16 protein-coding genes are annotated in these 16,107 nt (G+C 32.0%); 7 read left to right on the forward strand and 9 right to left on the reverse strand.

Annotated elements, in window-relative coordinates:
• The 5 genes from IAI56_RS10465 to IAI56_RS10485 form a co-directional block, all read right to left on the reverse strand.
• The coding region (locus IAI56_RS10465; RefSeq protein WP_187657824.1) for a beta-L-arabinofuranosidase domain-containing protein at nucleotides 1–1,510 on the reverse strand (1,510 nt) is incomplete at its 3' end.
• Between the two features lie 7 nt (nucleotides 1,511–1,517).
• Entirely contained in the window at nucleotides 1,518–3,671 is a 2,154-nt protein-coding gene (locus IAI56_RS10470) for a GH92 family glycosyl hydrolase (RefSeq protein ID WP_187657825.1), read from the reverse strand.
• Nucleotides 3,662–5,026: a sugar porter family MFS transporter gene (locus tag IAI56_RS10475; protein ID WP_187657826.1), complete on the reverse strand. Its 1,365-nt coding sequence runs from the start codon at nucleotides 5,024–5,026 to the stop codon at nucleotides 3,662–3,664. Before IAI56_RS10475 ends, IAI56_RS10470 begins: the two co-directional genes overlap by 10 nt.
• Nucleotides 5,019–5,861 (reverse strand): sugar phosphate isomerase/epimerase, encoded by an 843-nt coding sequence (locus IAI56_RS10480; RefSeq protein WP_187657827.1) that lies wholly within the window; start codon nucleotides 5,859–5,861, stop codon nucleotides 5,019–5,021. The genes IAI56_RS10475 and IAI56_RS10480 overlap by 8 nt, the downstream gene beginning before the upstream one ends.
• A gap of 1 nt (nucleotide 5,862) precedes the next feature.
• Nucleotides 5,863–6,690, reverse strand: coding sequence for a phytanoyl-CoA dioxygenase family protein (locus IAI56_RS10485; protein WP_187657828.1), 828 nt, complete (start codon nucleotides 6,688–6,690; stop codon nucleotides 5,863–5,865).
• Nucleotides 6,691–6,862: 172 nt separating this feature from the next.
• Between IAI56_RS10485 and IAI56_RS10490 the strand changes: the two genes are divergently transcribed.
• On the forward strand, nucleotides 6,863–7,705 hold the full coding sequence (locus tag IAI56_RS10490; RefSeq protein WP_187657829.1) for an AraC family transcriptional regulator: 843 nt from the start codon (nucleotides 6,863–6,865) through the stop codon (nucleotides 7,703–7,705).
• Here the strand turns inward: IAI56_RS10490 and IAI56_RS10495 are convergent.
• A complete protein-coding gene (locus tag IAI56_RS10495; RefSeq protein WP_187657830.1) occupies nucleotides 7,697–8,944 on the reverse strand; it encodes a site-specific integrase in 1,248 nt (415 codons plus the stop codon). The two genes, IAI56_RS10490 and IAI56_RS10495, sit on opposite strands and share 9 nt — an antisense overlap.
• A gap of 989 nt (nucleotides 8,945–9,933) precedes the next feature.
• On the opposite strand from IAI56_RS10495, the gene IAI56_RS10500 reads away from it, so the two are divergent.
• The 5 genes from IAI56_RS10500 (at nucleotide 9,934) to IAI56_RS10520 (ending at nucleotide 12,088) form a co-directional block, all read left to right on the forward strand.
• Nucleotides 9,934–10,692 carry a hypothetical protein gene (locus IAI56_RS10500; protein WP_187657831.1) on the forward strand — a complete coding sequence of 253 codons (759 nt, stop codon included), beginning with the start codon at nucleotides 9,934–9,936 and terminating at the stop codon, nucleotides 10,690–10,692.
• Nucleotides 10,692–11,084 (forward strand): DUF5675 family protein, encoded by a 393-nt coding sequence (locus IAI56_RS10505; protein ID WP_187657832.1) that lies wholly within the window; start codon nucleotides 10,692–10,694, stop codon nucleotides 11,082–11,084. The genes IAI56_RS10500 and IAI56_RS10505 overlap by 1 nt, the downstream gene beginning before the upstream one ends.
• A gap of 30 nt (nucleotides 11,085–11,114) precedes the next feature.
• Nucleotides 11,115–11,330: a hypothetical protein gene (locus IAI56_RS10510; protein ID WP_187657833.1), complete on the forward strand. Its 216-nt coding sequence runs from the start codon at nucleotides 11,115–11,117 to the stop codon at nucleotides 11,328–11,330.
• Entirely contained in the window at nucleotides 11,317–11,493 is a 177-nt protein-coding gene (locus tag IAI56_RS10515; protein ID WP_169929272.1) for a hypothetical protein, read from the forward strand. Before IAI56_RS10510 ends, IAI56_RS10515 begins: the two co-directional genes overlap by 14 nt.
• Before the next feature lie 88 nt (nucleotides 11,494–11,581).
• A complete protein-coding gene (locus IAI56_RS10520) occupies nucleotides 11,582–12,088 on the forward strand; it encodes a class I SAM-dependent methyltransferase (RefSeq protein ID WP_187657834.1) in 507 nt (168 codons plus the stop codon).
• Nucleotides 12,089–12,128: 40 nt separating this feature from the next.
• On the opposite strand, the gene IAI56_RS10525 is transcribed toward IAI56_RS10520, so the two are convergent.
• Both IAI56_RS10525 and IAI56_RS10530 read right to left on the reverse strand, forming a co-directional pair.
• Nucleotides 12,129–12,308: a hypothetical protein gene (locus IAI56_RS10525; RefSeq protein ID WP_187657835.1), complete on the reverse strand. Its 180-nt coding sequence runs from the start codon at nucleotides 12,306–12,308 to the stop codon at nucleotides 12,129–12,131.
• 28 nt (nucleotides 12,309–12,336) lie between these two features.
• Nucleotides 12,337–12,759, reverse strand: coding sequence for a DUF6943 family protein (locus IAI56_RS10530; RefSeq protein WP_045968901.1), 423 nt, complete (start codon nucleotides 12,757–12,759; stop codon nucleotides 12,337–12,339).
• A gap of 895 nt (nucleotides 12,760–13,654) precedes the next feature.
• Here IAI56_RS10530 and IAI56_RS10535 point away from each other — a divergent pair.
• Nucleotides 13,655–13,951, forward strand: a complete 297-nt coding sequence (locus IAI56_RS10535; protein WP_187657836.1) for a hypothetical protein — start codon at nucleotides 13,655–13,657, stop codon at nucleotides 13,949–13,951.
• Nucleotides 13,952–14,219: 268 nt separating this feature from the next.
• Here IAI56_RS10535 and IAI56_RS10540 read toward each other — a convergent pair whose 3' ends face one another.
• Nucleotides 14,220–16,106, reverse strand: coding sequence for an Eco57I restriction-modification methylase domain-containing protein (locus IAI56_RS10540; RefSeq protein WP_187657837.1), 1,887 nt, complete (start codon nucleotides 16,104–16,106; stop codon nucleotides 14,220–14,222).
• Nucleotide 16,107: the final 1 nt, after the last annotated feature.

Here is a 16,107-nt window from a genome sequence, read left to right on the forward strand (position 1 = left end):
ATTTTATTTTAATTGTAAACTCACTTTTTTTAAGATTTGAAATCTTGAATGTGAATTTGTTTTGAAATGGATATTCGGTAATCGTTTCAATTTTTACGGTTTGATTTTTGATTTTGGTTTTTACTATATTAGGCGTTAAAAGTGCGTTAACTAATGTGTTTTCATTTTCTTTTAGCCACGCTTTTTCTAAAAAGTAAGGTGTAATTCTTCCTGCATTTGGATTGCAACAAACCGCCACATCTTGGTGAGCTGGTGAATATTTATAACGTGTTTGTTTTCTATTGGCTTCCACTTCACCATTTTTTGTACCTTCCATTTCATAAGAATTATCGGTTTTTAGATAGGCAATACTCGAATGATTTGGGTTTCTTGAACCTTGAGCTGCATTGTAGAAAATAGTTTCAATAGCTTCGGCCGTTTTTAGATTTCCTTGTTTTTGAAACAAAACGGTATAGCTATCTAATAATTCTTGCAAAGAACAATATTCGTAACCTGTATGAGTTGCATCAGCAGTTCGTTCAGCAATCCATTCGTCGCCAATGGCACCACCAGTAAGCGTTGTAGTTTTTTCAATTCTTTGAATATAGATTTGTAATGCTTTTTGTAATTCAATATTGTTTGTTGCATAGGCAGCAACGATTAATGGTCGCAAATGCTCATACGTATGTACGCCATGCGATTGCAATTTGTAGTTTGGATTTAAAATATTACTCAGTTGAACATCTTTTTCAGATTGATAGGTTTTGCTAAAATCCTGATATAGAAACAGCGCATAATCGGTATATTTTGTTTCGCCAGTGATTTGATACATTTTATCCAAAACATCGGTAAAAGTCAATCCGTGGGACACACCACCATTGAATGCTGTACCGGATGAAAAAGGACTGGATGTTCCAATAGGATAATTGATCATTACATTATCAACCGCTTTCACAATAGCGTTCCACAATTTCTTATTTTTTGTGTATTCATAATAAGCTAGTAAACCTCTATATAGGGTTGCTTTCGACCATAATTCGCCATTTTCTGAGTTGAATTGATAACGCAAATCTTTGTCATAAATACCAATGTAACCGTCTTTATCTTGGCTTTTTAAAACTCCTTGAACGTACTTTTTAACTTTTTTAAGTCCTACTTTATCGTTCAATAAAATTACATTTCTGATATATCCATCCCACCAATTGGATTGGGTTTCACTGTTCCACCATTTGTATTGTTCACTTCCCTCGGCGTCGCCCTCCTTGTTGTTTCCAAGATCTTTCACTTCGCTATTTTTGTGTAATCTTCCAGAACTGTAAATTGGGTCATTGATTAAATCAGGCACTAATTTATCCAGATTGCCCACAAAGCCATCAACGTCTTTTTGCATTTGTGTTTTTAACCAACCCGAAGGTTTTATACTTCCAAAAGGTAATATTTGATATTTTTCTTCGATTTTATTTGTATTTGTTTCTTGTGAATTCATAGTGTAAGAAGCTAGAATTACTACTATTAAATATATAGTTCTCATACGTTTATTATTTGTTTGTCATTTGAAAATTTAGTGTGCCACCACTCATGATTTCTGAATAGGTTATAAATGGTTTTGATAATAAGACATTATTTAGTTTTGGGTTTTCTTGATACACATTTTCTGAGGAAAAATTAGTTGCTTCCATCGTAAAAGTTTTGTTATTCTTTAAATGCAAAGTAGCTTTTTTAACTTGTGGAGCACCAAGAACAAATTTTCCATTAGCCGGATTTACAGGATAAAATCCTAAGGATGATAAAATATACCAAGCCGACATTTGTCCGCAGTCGTCGTTTCCAATCATTCCGTCGGGTGTGTTGTTATGAAATTCGTTTATGATTTTATGAATGTATTTTTGTCCGATTTTTGGTGTTTCTGAATACGCATACAAGTAAACAATATGATGACTTGGCTCGTTGCCGTGAGCATACTGACCAATCATCGCCTCTTGACCTAAAAATTTGTTTGGATTTAAACTTTCAATAGTGAAGAAATCATTGAGTTTTTTTGTGAATGCTGTTGATCCGCCCAATAGATTTTTCATACCATCGATGTCGTATTGTGCAGGTGTCCAAAAATACTGCCAGGCATTGGCTTCGGTATAATCGCCAGGATTGTTCATGGGTGACGTTGCTGTTAATGGATCAAACGGAGTTCTCCAATTGCCATTGGTATCTTTACCTCGAAATAATTTTGTTTCAGGATCAAAAAGATTTTTATAGTAATTGGCTCTTTTACTAAAAATAGTAGCCGTTTTTTCATCGTTTAAAAAGGAAGCCATTTGCGCCACACACCAATCGTCATAACCACTTTCTAAGGTTCTGGAAACGGCTTCATTATCTAATTTATCAAATGGATAGTAGCCATATTGATTGTAGAGTTCCCAATTGGAATTAATATGACTTTTGGTTGAAGTTTCTAACATGGCTTTGAGTGCTTCTTTTGTATCAAAACCATCAAATCCGTTGTTGTGAGCTGACAAAATCATCGGAATGGCGTGATTGCCAATCATGCAATAATTGTCTTGACCCCAAGCCGTCCAAATAGGTAAAAATCCTGCGGCTTTGTGATGCAAAAGCATTGTATTTACAATTCCGTCAATTTTTTCAGGAGCAATAATTTGAAGTAACGGAAAGGCAGCTCTGTAAACATCCCAAATGGATAGAGTGGAGTAGTATTCTTTATTGGGTGCGGTATTTATTTTGTCATCTGCACCGCGGTATTTTCCGTCAACATCAGCAATATTAGAAGGTTGTAATAGCAAATGATACAACGAAGTATAGAAAATTTCCTTTTGTTTTTGCGGTGCTTCAATGTCAATTCGATTGAGATAGTCGTTCCAAACTTTTTCGGCATTTTGTCTTACTTTTTCAAAACTCCAATGCGGAATTTCTGACTTCAAATTTTGTTTGGCTCCTGCAACACTTACTGTTGACAAAGCAATTTTTAGTTGCAAAATTCTATTTTTTGGCAATTGAAAATCTAAAATATATTTAGGTGCATTTTGCTTTTTTACTTTTGGAAGTTCATTAGATGCAATAAATGGCGTTTCAAAATTGAGAGTAAAGAAATACTTTTTGGTTACCCAACCTTTGGTTTTGCAATATCCTGAAATAGTACTATTGTTTTCTATATGTATGTCACTTTCTAAAACCAAACTGTCGTTTAAAAATTGAAATCCGTGTTGAAAATCCAACAACAGTTTTGCTTTTTGATGTGGATAGGTATATTTATGAAAAGAAACTTTTTCGGAACAAGTGAGTTCAACTTTGATATCGTCTTTTTTCGTTAATGTGTAATATCCAACACTCGCTTTTTCTGTATTTTTGAAGTAACTATTCTTGAGTTTTAGTTTTTTTTCATTGAATGGAAGCAATAAAATATTTCCCATTTCACCAATGCCAGTTCCGCTAAAACGAGTTTGTGAAAAACCTAAAAGTAAAGTGTCTTTGTACTGATAACCACTCGTGTGGTTCCAGCCAGCAACATTATTATCTGGTCCGGGTTGTACCATTCCGAAAGGTAATGATGGACCAGGAAAAGTATGTCCAGTACCATCTGTTCCTATAAAAGTATTTACAAATTTGGAATTATTTTGAGCACTAACATTTAGAATGTATAGCAACATCAATAAACTGTATGTAGTTTTTCTTATTTCCATAGCGTGTCCATTTCTTCTAGCGATTTATTTTTGGTTTCTGGCACTTTTTTCCACACAAAAAGGAATGATAACAAACAAATTATAGAAAACAAGTAAAAAGGAAATGCACCATTGAAGTTATCTTTTAACCATTGGTTTTCGACTAAACTCGGAAAAAATTGTGTAACAACAAAATTGGCAACCCACTGGATAAAAACACTAATTGCCAAAGCTAAACTTCTTATTTTATTTGGAAAAATTTCAGATAATAAAACCCACACAATTGGTCCCCAAGAAATACTAAATGAAGCCATAAATAACAGTAAGAAAGGTAAAACCCAATTTCCAACCGCATCGTAATAAATAAAAAATCCGACAGCTGCTAACGAAATGGTCATTCCTATAGAACCGATGTAAAGCAATGGTTTTCTTCCCATTTTATCAACCCATTTTATTGCTAATAAAGTGAATATTAAATTAACAACTCCTAAAATACTAGTCTCTAAAAGTGAAGTATCTGCAGAACTACCTAGACTTTTAAAAATTTCAGGAGCATAATACAATATTGCATTTATACCTGTTAATTGTTGCAAAATGGAAAGTCCGATACCAACAAATAATGCTTTTTTAAATATAGGATTAACTAGATTTTTCCACTGACCTTTGTCTTCTTGTTGTAATGAATTTTGAATTTCATTTTTCACTTGAGCAACATTTTCTGGTTCGTTTAATTTTTCTAATACAAGGATAGCATGTTCATGTTTCTCTTTTTGAAACAACCATCTAGGACTTTCTGGAATTAGAAAGATAAAAATTAGAAATAGAATAGAAGGAATAATTTCAGAGCCAAACATCCAACGCCATCCGATGTTCAAATTCCAATTAGCATCGCCTTGCAAGGCAATAAGGTAATTCACAAAATAAACCACAACAATACCAATTACAATGGCTAACTGGTAATTTCCGACCAAAGCACCACGCCGTTTTGGCGGAGCAATTTCGGCAATATACATTGGAACAACCATTGACGCAATTCCAACTCCAATTCCACCAACAATTCGGAATATTACAAACATTGTGAAGGATGTTGGTAACACAGTTCCGATTGAATTCAGAATAAAGAGAATTGCTGTTATTATCATTGTTGCTTTTCGACCAAATCTATTACTTAAGTAATCAGAGAAGAAAGCTCCAATTAAACAACCTACCAATGCACTTGAAATAGCCCAACCTGTTTCAACTGGAGTTAGATGAAAATACTCAGTTAAATTACCGATTGCTCCTGATATTACCGCAGTATCATATCCAAATAGTAAACCTCCAAGTGCTGCACTTAAAGCGATAAAAAGAATGTAATTTTTGTTGTTTTTATCCATTGGTTTTAAGGTTTTGTTGTAAATAATGTTTCATCTGAAGATTAATTTCCCATTGGTTAGAGTGAGGTTTCTTTGTAAATGGTTCTTGAGGCATGTAAGGAAATGGACCAAATTCGGGTGTTATCGTAATTGTATCTAATTTTCTTTTTTTTTGAATGCTAATTATTTCTTCCCACCAATTTGAGTATTGTGTTAAGTAACTATTCCATTCTGGAGCAAAAGGATTATTTACTTGTGGACTTTGCTCAAAACCAATACGAGCATGAATGTGTTTTATATTTGGATATATTTTGGTTAATAGATCTTCTTGGTCTTGTAAATAGCTTTCTGATACCACACAGAAATGTGAGAAATCGGCAATCAATTTTAATTTAGGATAGATATCAAGGTATTTTAATAGCGTTTTTAAATGAAATGAAAATCTACCTCTATGGATTTCGTGCCAAATAGGTATTTCTGATGACCTCGAAATTTGTTCCGTTAATTCTATAATTTTACAGTTATCACTAAACTCATAATAGTCTTTTCCGGTATGAGAGTTGATGTAATTGGGTTTTAAAGATGTTAAAAACTCTAATCGTTCAGAAATTCTTTTTGCATATTCATTGACTGTTTCGTTTTTATTGGGTAATACTTGTTGGGCAACGAAAATGAACTCATTATTAGTTGTATTTCGTATATTTTCCAATTCATCAATAAATTCAGCTATGAAATTATCGTCATTGGGAAAATTTATCTCAACACCATCGTAATCATTATCCACTACATTGGACAGGAATTCTTTAGCAGATTGATTTTCACAACCCCAGTAGGTACAGATGTATTTTATATTCATCTTATTTTGAATATAATATTGGATTTATAGGTGAGTTAATAATTTCACCAACTTTTGCTCCTGGACACCATGTTTCCCAATCATGTATTTGATTTTTATTTTCGGGATTTTTCAAAATCATATCTTTGTCCATGTAAATAATGGTCATAACTTTTCTCATATCGTTGGTAATATTTGCACCAGCTCTATGGAATACCCAACCCGAATGAAGACTAATTTTACCTATATCAAATGGTTCAATCACATGCTTAAAATCAGTAACACGTAGTTTTTTTTGGATGATTTCTTCACTTTCGTCTCCAATTTCTAATTCGCGCCCTTCTACTATAGTATGACTTCCTGCACTAAATTCTAATGGACCCATTTCGAGTGGTGTTGCTTGTAATGGTATCCAAGCGGTAACGGTCTTATCGGTTTCTAAAGGCCAATAGTATTGGTCGGCATGCCAAGGTGTAATTCCACCGCCACCTTCTTTAAACAATGCTTGATCGTGATATAAGCGAACTCCATTTACTTGCATTAAATCGGAAGCGATTTTTGCTATTCTTTTACTGAAAATTAATTCTTTAACAATAGAATTTTCTAACCATAGATTGAATAATTGTAGAAATGCTTTTCCATAGGTTGTTCTTTCCTCGAGTGCTGTTTGCTCTTGGTTCATAACATTAACCTGCTCAGTGATGACAGTATTGAAAAACTGAACTGTCTCAGTATTCAATACATTTTTTAGTTTTATAAATCGATTTTTTTGATAGAAATTAATTTGTTCTTGATTTAGTGAGTAAGGCAATTCAAGAAATTCGGTTATTGATTTTGGAAGTGTTTGCATCGTATTATTAACTTATTAGATTAATACATAATTATTTGAAAATTTTCAGACTACTTTATGAATTTCAAAACTATTCATTCATTTTGGATAGATTTAACATTAATTTGTTAGATTATGACACTATATTGAATTATTTTTGAATAAGTTTTATATGATAAGTTGATAATATACTATGAAAGCACAGTTAGAGGACATTCCATCGGTAAAAGGTAACTCAAGCTTTTATGCTTATCGTTTTCAAGTTCCTTTTTTTGAATTTAAATGGCATTATCATCCGGAATATGAGTTGACCTATATCATCAAAGGAAATGGTTATAGAATAGTTGGCAATACCTATGAAAATTTCACTGATGGTGATTTAGTCTTATTGGGTAGTAATCTACCACATACATGGTCTGGGAAGTTAGATAGTAATGATTATTCTGATGCAGTTGTTATTCAGTTTTCAATGGAATTTATTTCATCTTTTTTAGGTTTTAATGAAAGTATCTTAATTAATGATATGCTTAAAAACTCTTTCAGAGGAATAAGTTTTGAAGCTAGTGAGGTAATATTTTCTAAAATAATTGACTTAACTAAAAGTAAAGGAGTGGACAGGATATTAAATCTTGTATCAATTTTAGATTTACTATCTAAAGAACAAGCAAGACTTATAGCACCTAATACTTTTCATAACGTTCTTTCAAAAAAAAGTGAATTACGGATTAATAAAGTCTGTTTGTTTATTCAAAACAATTTTTACACAAAAATATCACTGAAACAAGTAGCTGATCTAATTCATTTGACCGAAAGTAATTTTTGTAAATTTTTTAAAAAAGCTACAGGTAAAACCTATTCTGATTATTTGAACGAATTAAGAATAAACGAAGCCTGCCGATTGCTAGTTCAATCAGAAAAAACAATAAGTCAAATTTCTTTTGACTGTGGTTTTGAAACTCTTAGTTATTTTAACAGAGTTTTTTTGAATAAGAAAGGATTTACTCCATCTACATATAGGAAAGAAAATTTAATTTGATATTCTTGATAGTTGATTGTTTTCTTGTAAAATAAATTTATCTCTTAAAATCTTCATGTCATCACTCACTTTTCTATCCAAAACTTTAGCATAATGCTGAGTAGTTCTCAAATTTTTATGTCCAAGCATTTTGCTCACACTTTCAATAGGAACTCCATTAGTTAAAGTTACGGTTGTTGCGAAAGTATGTCGAGCAATATGAAAAGTTAATTCTTTTTCTATCTCGCAAACTCCAGCGATTTCTTTTAAATAGGCATTCATCTTTTGGTTGGATAGGATAGGAAGTAGTTTGTCTTCGTTAATACATTGCGGATGATTTTCGTATTTATCAATTATCATTTGAGTTACAGGAAGGATTGGAATTTTGGATGCACTTTCTGTTTTTTGTCTGTGAGTGAATATCCATTTCTCGCCGTCAATACCTAAGCTTATATGAGATTTTGTTAGGTTTTTGACATCAATATATGCCAAACCAGTAAAGCAGCTAAAAAGGAAGATATCGCGAACTAGCGAAAGTCTTTCTGTTTTGAAATCTTTTTCAATTATAGATTTGATTTCAGCTTCAGTAAGATAAACTCTTTCTACTTCTTTAACTTTTGATTTGTATTTTGCAAATGGGTTTTTATCGAGCCAATCGTTGGCCAAACAAAGCTTGATAATTTTATTGAAGTTTTTAAGGTATTTAACTGCTGTATTATTAGCGCAGTTTCTAACACTTCTTAACCAAAATTCATAATCGGTTATAAAAGCATGATCAATTTTTGTAATATCGATATCGGAAACATTGTATTTCCACTGCATGAATTCAATAGTGTGTTTCAATGAAGTAGTGTAGCGTTCTAATGTTCCAGGTGCGTATTCTTTACCAACCAATTCTTTTATTTTGTTGTTGTGGTCTTGGAAGATTGGAACGAGCATTCTTGCTCTTTCATCAACTCCTAACAGTTTGCTCTTAATTGTTTCGGTAGTTACAGTTATCTTTTTATGGATTAATTCCATTTCAGCATCTCTTATTTGACTTTTTAGTAAATCAAGGTGATTATTTATTGAACGAGCTTCTTCTGAACTACCTTTCATTTTACCTACTTCTGTAGACCATTTGGATATTTCTACAAATCGGTTTGTACTTAACTCTATACGTTTTCCGTTGATTGTAATTCTGGTGTAGATAGGAACTAAACCGTTTGCAGCTGCTTTCGCTTTCTTTGCATAAAAGAGAATTGAAACTTTTGTTTTCATTGTGGTGACCTTTTTAGTTGTTATTAAATTTAACTTCAATATGACTAATCCACAAGATGTACAGTTTTTAAACTGGTTGTTGAACTGGCTGTAAAGCCTTGTGGATACTAGTCTGAGATAAAAATCGGTTACCCAAAATTTGGATTGTTTAGGGTAACCGATTTTATCCCTTTAGGTTCACGAATGAATGAATAATTTGATATGTGATAAAAAGAAAAAACCCTTAAAATCATACGATTTTAAGGGTTTTAATTCAATTTGCTTTCCAGCTGGCGGAGAAAGAGGGAATTGTCTGCTACAAAAATCATCAATAAAATCAATACTTCGCAAAGCATTAAATTTAAGTGACACCTCGACTGACACCTCTTTTATAAGGTTACTATTATTCTAAATTCAAAGTAGTCAAATATAAGGATAAATATTTGAATATTAAAGTATCAAGACCAAAAATTGAACTAGTTATTTAAGCGTTTAGAGATGTCTTTTTTGATTAAAATCTGACTGAAGTATTTTTCAATTTTAACCAAAAATCAGGTGAGTTACCTGTTCATATTTTATGCCACTATATGTGCAGAACTCTTCAATCGTTAGAAACTCATTTTCGAGCTTGTTGAGGTCTATTTTTATCTTTTTCATCAATCTAGTACTTTGACGATAACTCTTGCCTGTTATGCGTTGTATGTCCTTCGGATAGATGCAAACCCTCTGATTATTCAATTTCATACTTTATCCATACCTTTGATATAGCTATGCTATACTTCTGACGTGCAGAAAATCTTTTGCAATTTAGTTATAATTTTTCATACTTATTTATTGTGTTTTTATGTTCATTTAAGACACTTGTGTCTATTTTGGACATATGGTACACTTGTTACTTTTTATTTAGTGAAATGCTTTGTAAACTTTGCTTTAATCATTCAAAATGTGGTTGCAACTGATTGAAAGAATGAAGGAGATTTTAGATGAATGTTTAACAAAATTTTGAAGTTATGGCTAGACAGAAAGGCATAATTAAATTGAAAGGTACTATCGGAGATATTACTTTTTACAAGACGCAAGATGGTCACTTGGCAAGAGAAAAAGGCGGAATTGACGCTAGTAGAATTGCAAGTGATCCTGCGTTTCAAAGAACTCGTGAAAATGGTTCCGAGTTTGGTAGAGCTGGTAAAGCAGGAAAAATGCTTAGAACAGCTTTGAGACCGCTTTTAATCAATTCTGCGGATAGTAGAATGGTTAGTCTTTTGACGCAAGCGATGGTTAAAGTTATCCAAGCAGATACTGTTAGTGAACGTGGTTTGCGAAACGTAATTGATGGAGAAGCTGAATTGTTATTTGGTTTTGAATTCAATATTCGTGGTAAGCTTGGAACCACTCTGTTTGCTCCGTTCGTGGCAACTATTGACCGTGTTGCTGGAGAAATTACTGTGGATTTGGCATCATTTATTCCTGCGAATATGATTGCTGCTCCAAGTGGAACTACTCACTACAAAATCATTTCTGGTGGAGCTGAAATTGATTTTGAAGCTGAAACGTATGTGGTAGCTACTTCTGAAACGGCAATTTTGCCTTGGGATGGAACTGCTACTGCTCCAATTAACCAAGTGAATGCGGTTACAGCTAACTCAACTAAGCCATTGTTTTTGGCTTTAGGTGTTGAGTTCTACCAAGAGATTAATGGGCAAATGTATCCATTGAAAAATGGTGCTTTTAACCCATTATCGATTGCGAAAGTTGATAGTGGCGTGTAATGGTTATTTGGTTAACTAGAACTTATTTCCCTGAAGGAACAAATGGTAAACTCGAATGCGAAGGCAAATTGATTTGTAACACCATTGAATTGCCGTGGAAGATGAACGAAACGAAGGTTTCCTGCATTCCGGAAGGGAAATATTTTATTAGAAAGCGATACAGTGCAAAATACAAATGGCATTTGGAATTGGTGGATGTACCGAATAGAAAGTTCATTCTTTTTCATCCTGCCAATAATGCTCAAAAGGAATTGCAAGGCTGTATTGCTCCTGTTACTAAACTTTCTGGACCTGGCTTAGGTTTGATGTCGAGAAAAGCTTTTATGAAGCTAAAAGACTTTGTTTACAAAGCTTTGGACAATAAAGAAAGTGTTGAATTAATTATCCAATAGATCCTTTACAGGATGACAAAAAACGTAATTATGAAAAAAATCATTAATAGAGCAAAAGCTCCCACACCAAAATTTTTCAAAGTGCTTCGAACTGTTGGGTTGGCATTAGCTACCGTTGGTGGAACTATTTTAGCTGCTCCAATTGCATTACCTGCAATTGTAACTACCATTGGTGGTTATGTTGCAGTGGCTGGAGGAGTTTTGTCAGCTGCAAGTCAGCTTACTACAACTGATGACAGCAAATAATCCCACGTTGATGGGAACTGCTGGAGGCACATTTTTGAGCATTGTACCCAATCTTTCTTCTGATGATATTGCTAAAACAGTTGTTTTGGCTACTGTTGGAGCTGTTGTCAGTTATACGATTTCGTTACTGCTTAAAAGCTTAAATAAGAAGCACAAAAAATAAGTTTAGCCCTAGTTGTGGTGACCTTTGGGTTAAACAAAATGAAAGCCCAAACCGAAAGGAATGGGCTTTTTTATTTAAAAATAACTTTATGATACAAAACAAAATAGATTATATCAAAAGAGGTGCTTTTGACGAATTATACACACCAAAAGAAGCTGTAGAGTGCATTCTTCCTTATATTCCTTATACTGTTAAAATTATATGGGAATGCACCGCCATTGAGAATAGTGAAATAGTCACTGTTTTAAAAGCTAATGGTTTTGAAGTAATTAAATCACATATAAAAGATGGTTTGGACTTTTTTGAATACGAACCTCAGCAGTATGATTTGATTATAACCAATCCTCCTTATTCTTTGAAAGATCAATTCTTGAAAAGAGCATTTGAATTGGACAAACCTTTTATGATGTTGCTCCCTATAACAACTCTGGAAGGCAAAAAGCGAAGCGAAATGTTTCAGCAGCACAAAGTCCAGGTTTTGATACCAAGTAAACGATTTAATTTCATCAAAGAAAAAAAAGGAAGTTGGTTTCAAACATCTTGGTTTACTTGGAAATTAAATTTAAAAAGCGATTTAATTTTTATGAATGTATAAAAAAATAAAGTGCCTAGCTAAAAACTAGGCATTTTCAATATTAAACTTCTCCAAATTGATTGAGAATTACCTCAATGACAACAACTTCGGAATTATACCAAAATAATTCATTGTATTTTGCATAATCTAATGCTTTTGCTCTGCTATCAAAAGCTACAAAGAACACTCTTGATGCTTTTGACTTCCAACTATCGGTTTGAAATAATAGAAATACACTCATAGAATTGATTTTAAGGATTATAAATAAATTATCTGTTACAATAGCGATGCACAATAACTCTACGCATATCGTTGATTAAATTGATGTTTTCGTGAAATTGTTTTTCTTTTGATTCCAAAAGTTTTAAAGCTTCAACATGCTTCAAATGTGCTTCGTGTTCATCCATCAAAAGCTTTGACTTTGGAAAAAACTCTCTTTTGAAATCAGGAAGACGTAAAAATGAAATGACAGAGCCTACTAAATGCTGGTGCCAAAATTTAGATTTCCACAAGCTATAAGCAATCCAAAAAATATTTTCGCAATCAGTTTCACTATCAAATATGATTACGAAACTGTTTGTGAATGGCTCATTTTGGGGCTTTCCGCTATTCATTCCTTTGTTTAAAACAAAAAAGTGAGGTTTGTTGTAGATTGTATCTTTCTTGTGGGTTTTAACGATAAAATTCATCATGGCTTCGGATTTAAAAATTAGGTTTTCTTCTAATTTCCTGTTGAGTTTCTGATGAATGCAGATGTGCTTCGCTACGCTCCGCCCATTAAAATTTTTTTCGCCAAATGTTATTTTTTAATTGGAAGCGAAGAATATTCATTTCAAAAGAAAAAAAAGAAAAAAAGAAAGCCATTCGTCCAAGTGGAAGGTTTCAAAAAAGCAAGTTTTTCAGAAAAAATACTACCCGATACGTGATTTAAATCGTCAGCGTCTAATCAGAATGAATATCTTTTGAAACTTTTTGGGTGGAGATTTTTTCTGAAACCCGCAGGGCTTGAACTTGCTTTTTTGAATACCTGGAACTTATCTTTGCTTCCTTTTTTTATTTATTTTTTTTTGAAATTTTCAATTCTTTTTTATTTGTTTTTTAATCGGAAATTGAGAATAGCCATTTTTATTGAAATCGGAATTTTATTTTTAGTTGGCTATTTCCAATCAGATATCCTTGTTTAATCGGATTTTATCCGAAGTATTGAAAGTTGATTTGAAAGATAGACGTCTTCGGAAAGGGTATCAAATTCTTTGGATGGATGAATAAACCAAATAGAAAATAAAAAAGCTATTCATCCGGCCAAAGAATTTGATACTCTTTCTTACGGTTTGATTTTTGAGGATGCTTAATCGTCCTATGAAATGGAAGTTTTCAATTTAGTTGGATGTTGTGCTGAAAATGGGAAGCATCTTCAAAAAACAATGCATTATACTACCAAGTGGGATGTGGCAGTAGCGTGAGTAAGAGTATCATTTTTTATTTGCTTACTGGGATGTTTCTGATTGCTTTAGTGGAAAAGCTGATGTTTGAAATTTAGATGGCAGTCGCAGTGTTCAGTATTCGGCAGATTATCTTAAAAATGGTATGGCATCAGCTTTTTCGCTGGAGCAATTATTGCTAGTTTTTTGGCAAATAAAAAATGATACTCTTACTGGGGATTTTGGTTTTGTGGGTTCTAAAAATGGATTTACCACAGGCAAATCATTAAAAGTTAAAGCCATTTTTAGAACTTACAAAAGCAATGAAAACACTTCCTATTTAAACGCAAAGCTGATAAAAACAGTTACCGTGAACGTTCATAAAAGCAATGGTAACCGAAACTATTCCTATGAAATGGTGAATGTTCTTAAAGACAGTGGCGAAGGACGGTTTTTTTTGTAGCTGGGTGATGCGATGGGAGCTACAAAAAAAGTTGTCCTAGAGCCACTGGCACGAGCGTTGGGTGAGCGGCTTTTTTACATAATGTTATTATAGTGCATCCGTGATTTTGATTAGTAGCAGGATTGGTCTTTATGCACTATAATGCCACATTATGTAAAGAAGCTTTGGGAAAAGTTTTTGTTGCCTTGCATCATTTATCTATCGGAGCGATTAACTTCTGGCATACAAAAACTTTTTGAGCGTTGGGAAGGAGTGGCAATAGAAATCTTTAATTTAATTCAATATTATATTTATTAAGAAGGAATTTATCAATTTCATTTATATCAGTCAAATTTAATAATTGTCTTTTTTCATTCTCATTTAAATCGCATAAACCAAAATTTTTGATATAATTTTTAGCTACTGAAAAATAATCCCCAGCGTAAGGTTTACTTGTAGCTTCAATATAAAACCAAAATATTTTTGACATCAATATTTTTTGTAACACAAGTAAATCTTCTGATGAATCAGAAATTATTGCATATCCATTATAAAATAGTAAATCTTGATTTTCTGTATAGACAAAACACGGTTCGTTTGTTATGTAAGGTAATAACAATTTATAACCAGATATTAATAATGCTTGGTTACGTCCAAAAGCATACCATTCATCATATTCTCTTTTCCCCTTATCTCTTTTTGATAAAATCTCTTTTTGAGTTTTTAAATATTTGTAAGTATTAGAATATTTACTTTTTAAAGTTTTTTCATCAATAATTTTTAGTGTTTGTTTCTTTTCTTTGAAAAGATTAGTATCTAGGTTTTCTATTAGGTATGGGAAAATTAATTTTTCAGTTTGATTTTCAATTTCTGAAGCTAATTTTAAAGTATTTGGTTTAATGGCATCTCTACAAATACTTTTTTCAATTCTATATTCAATTTTATCTTTTGACATAAAATAAAATTCATCATTTTGTCCAGTTGGTGTGAATACATATACATTATTTTTTAATGTTGCAAAACCATTACGGATTTCAAACTTATTACCTAATTTTTGACCAGTAGACTCTATTTTGGTTATTATTTTTTTTGTCTTTTTATCAATTAAAAACCAACCATCAAAATCATTCAGTTCAGAATAAGGAATACTTATAAAGTTTGATTTTTTAATTGAAAAAATATCTTTACTATTTGATTTTGTATATTTAACTGTCGTAGATTGAAGCTTAGAAATTAAACAGATACATGTATACGTAGATCTGTTTTTAAATAATTGTTCCCCTCTAAAGTCAATTATTGTAAAATCAAATTTATTTCTAGAAAAATAACTTCTAACAGATCTTCCATTCAAGCTTTTATAAAAAGTATTTACTGTAATATATCCCAGAATTCCGTCTTCTTTAAGGTTTTCAAGACCAATTTCAAAAAAAGGAATATACAAGTCTGATTTACCTGATTTAGACACATTCCAGTTCTTTAATAACTTTTTTGTCTCTAAATCAATTTTAGTAGCTCCTACATAAGGAGGATTACCGACTATAATATCAAAACCATTATTTTTTTTTATTTGTTCATCAATATTCCAATCATGGCTTAACGCATTCCCACAATATAAATTAAATTGAAATTCTTCACAATCCTCATTATTAATTATTGCTAATAAACAGAGTAAAATTTTTGTTCTGACAACACTATATTCTTGAATGTCTAATCCAAAAATATTGTCTTTGTAAATATTAAAATAAGTTTTATCAGTTTTAATCTTTAAACTTTCTGTAATAGTCTTAAAAAAACCACCACAACCACATGCGATATCTCCAAACTTCAGATTGTTACTATCTTTTTTACTTTGATTATTCAAAGTGTTTTCAACTATATACTTTCTTATATATTCTGGAGTAAACACAGCACCGTTTACCTCTTTATCTTTAGGAGAGATTACAAATTCAAAAAACTCTATTAATTCTTCAATATCAAAAACTTCCTTATTTAGAAGTTTTAAAAATTCATCTAATTGTTCAAGTTCTTCATCTTTATGTATTATATAGTTATTTATAAATACGTTATTTACTTTGTATATTTTATTTATACTTAAAAAAGAAGAAACTAAAAGACGGTTCACATCTTTAGTATCAGACGAATACTTTTCTAAATATTTGATTATGTTTTGATTCAAC

It is taken from the genome of Flavobacterium macrobrachii, from assembly GCF_014486675.1.
Lineage (GTDB): Bacteria > Bacteroidota > Bacteroidia > Flavobacteriales > Flavobacteriaceae > Flavobacterium > Flavobacterium macrobrachii.

What these genes read in the sequence shown, in the direction of transcription:
- IAI56_RS10470 (WP_187657825.1), bottom strand. Translation starts at nt 3,671, where the DNA reads ATGGAAATAAGAAAAACTACATACAGTTTATTGATGTTGCTATACATT.
- IAI56_RS10475 (WP_187657826.1), bottom strand. Translation starts at nt 5,026, where the DNA reads ATGGATAAAAACAACAAAAATTACATTCTTTTTATCGCTTTAAGTGCA.
- IAI56_RS10480 (WP_187657827.1), bottom strand. Translation starts at nt 5,861, where the DNA reads ATGAATATAAAATACATCTGTACCTACTGGGGTTGTGAAAATCAATCT.
- IAI56_RS10485 (WP_187657828.1), bottom strand. Translation starts at nt 6,690, where the DNA reads ATGCAAACACTTCCAAAATCAATAACCGAATTTCTTGAATTGCCTTAC.
- IAI56_RS10490 (WP_187657829.1), top strand. Translation starts at nt 6,863, where the DNA reads ATGAAAGCACAGTTAGAGGACATTCCATCGGTAAAAGGTAACTCAAGC.
- IAI56_RS10495 (WP_187657830.1), bottom strand. Translation starts at nt 8,944, where the DNA reads ATGAAAACAAAAGTTTCAATTCTCTTTTATGCAAAGAAAGCGAAAGCA.
- IAI56_RS10500 (WP_187657831.1), top strand. Translation starts at nt 9,934, where the DNA reads ATGGCTAGACAGAAAGGCATAATTAAATTGAAAGGTACTATCGGAGAT.
- IAI56_RS10505 (WP_187657832.1), top strand. Translation starts at nt 10,692, where the DNA reads ATGGTTATTTGGTTAACTAGAACTTATTTCCCTGAAGGAACAAATGGT.
- IAI56_RS10510 (WP_187657833.1), top strand. Translation starts at nt 11,115, where the DNA reads ATGAAAAAAATCATTAATAGAGCAAAAGCTCCCACACCAAAATTTTTC.
- IAI56_RS10515 (WP_169929272.1), top strand. Translation starts at nt 11,317, where the DNA reads ATGACAGCAAATAATCCCACGTTGATGGGAACTGCTGGAGGCACATTT.
- IAI56_RS10520 (WP_187657834.1), top strand. Translation starts at nt 11,582, where the DNA reads ATGATACAAAACAAAATAGATTATATCAAAAGAGGTGCTTTTGACGAA.
- IAI56_RS10525 (WP_187657835.1), bottom strand. Translation starts at nt 12,308, where the DNA reads ATGAGTGTATTTCTATTATTTCAAACCGATAGTTGGAAGTCAAAAGCA.
- IAI56_RS10530 (WP_045968901.1), bottom strand. Translation starts at nt 12,759, where the DNA reads ATGATGAATTTTATCGTTAAAACCCACAAGAAAGATACAATCTACAAC.
- IAI56_RS10535 (WP_187657836.1), top strand. Translation starts at nt 13,655, where the DNA reads ATGGCATCAGCTTTTTCGCTGGAGCAATTATTGCTAGTTTTTTGGCAA.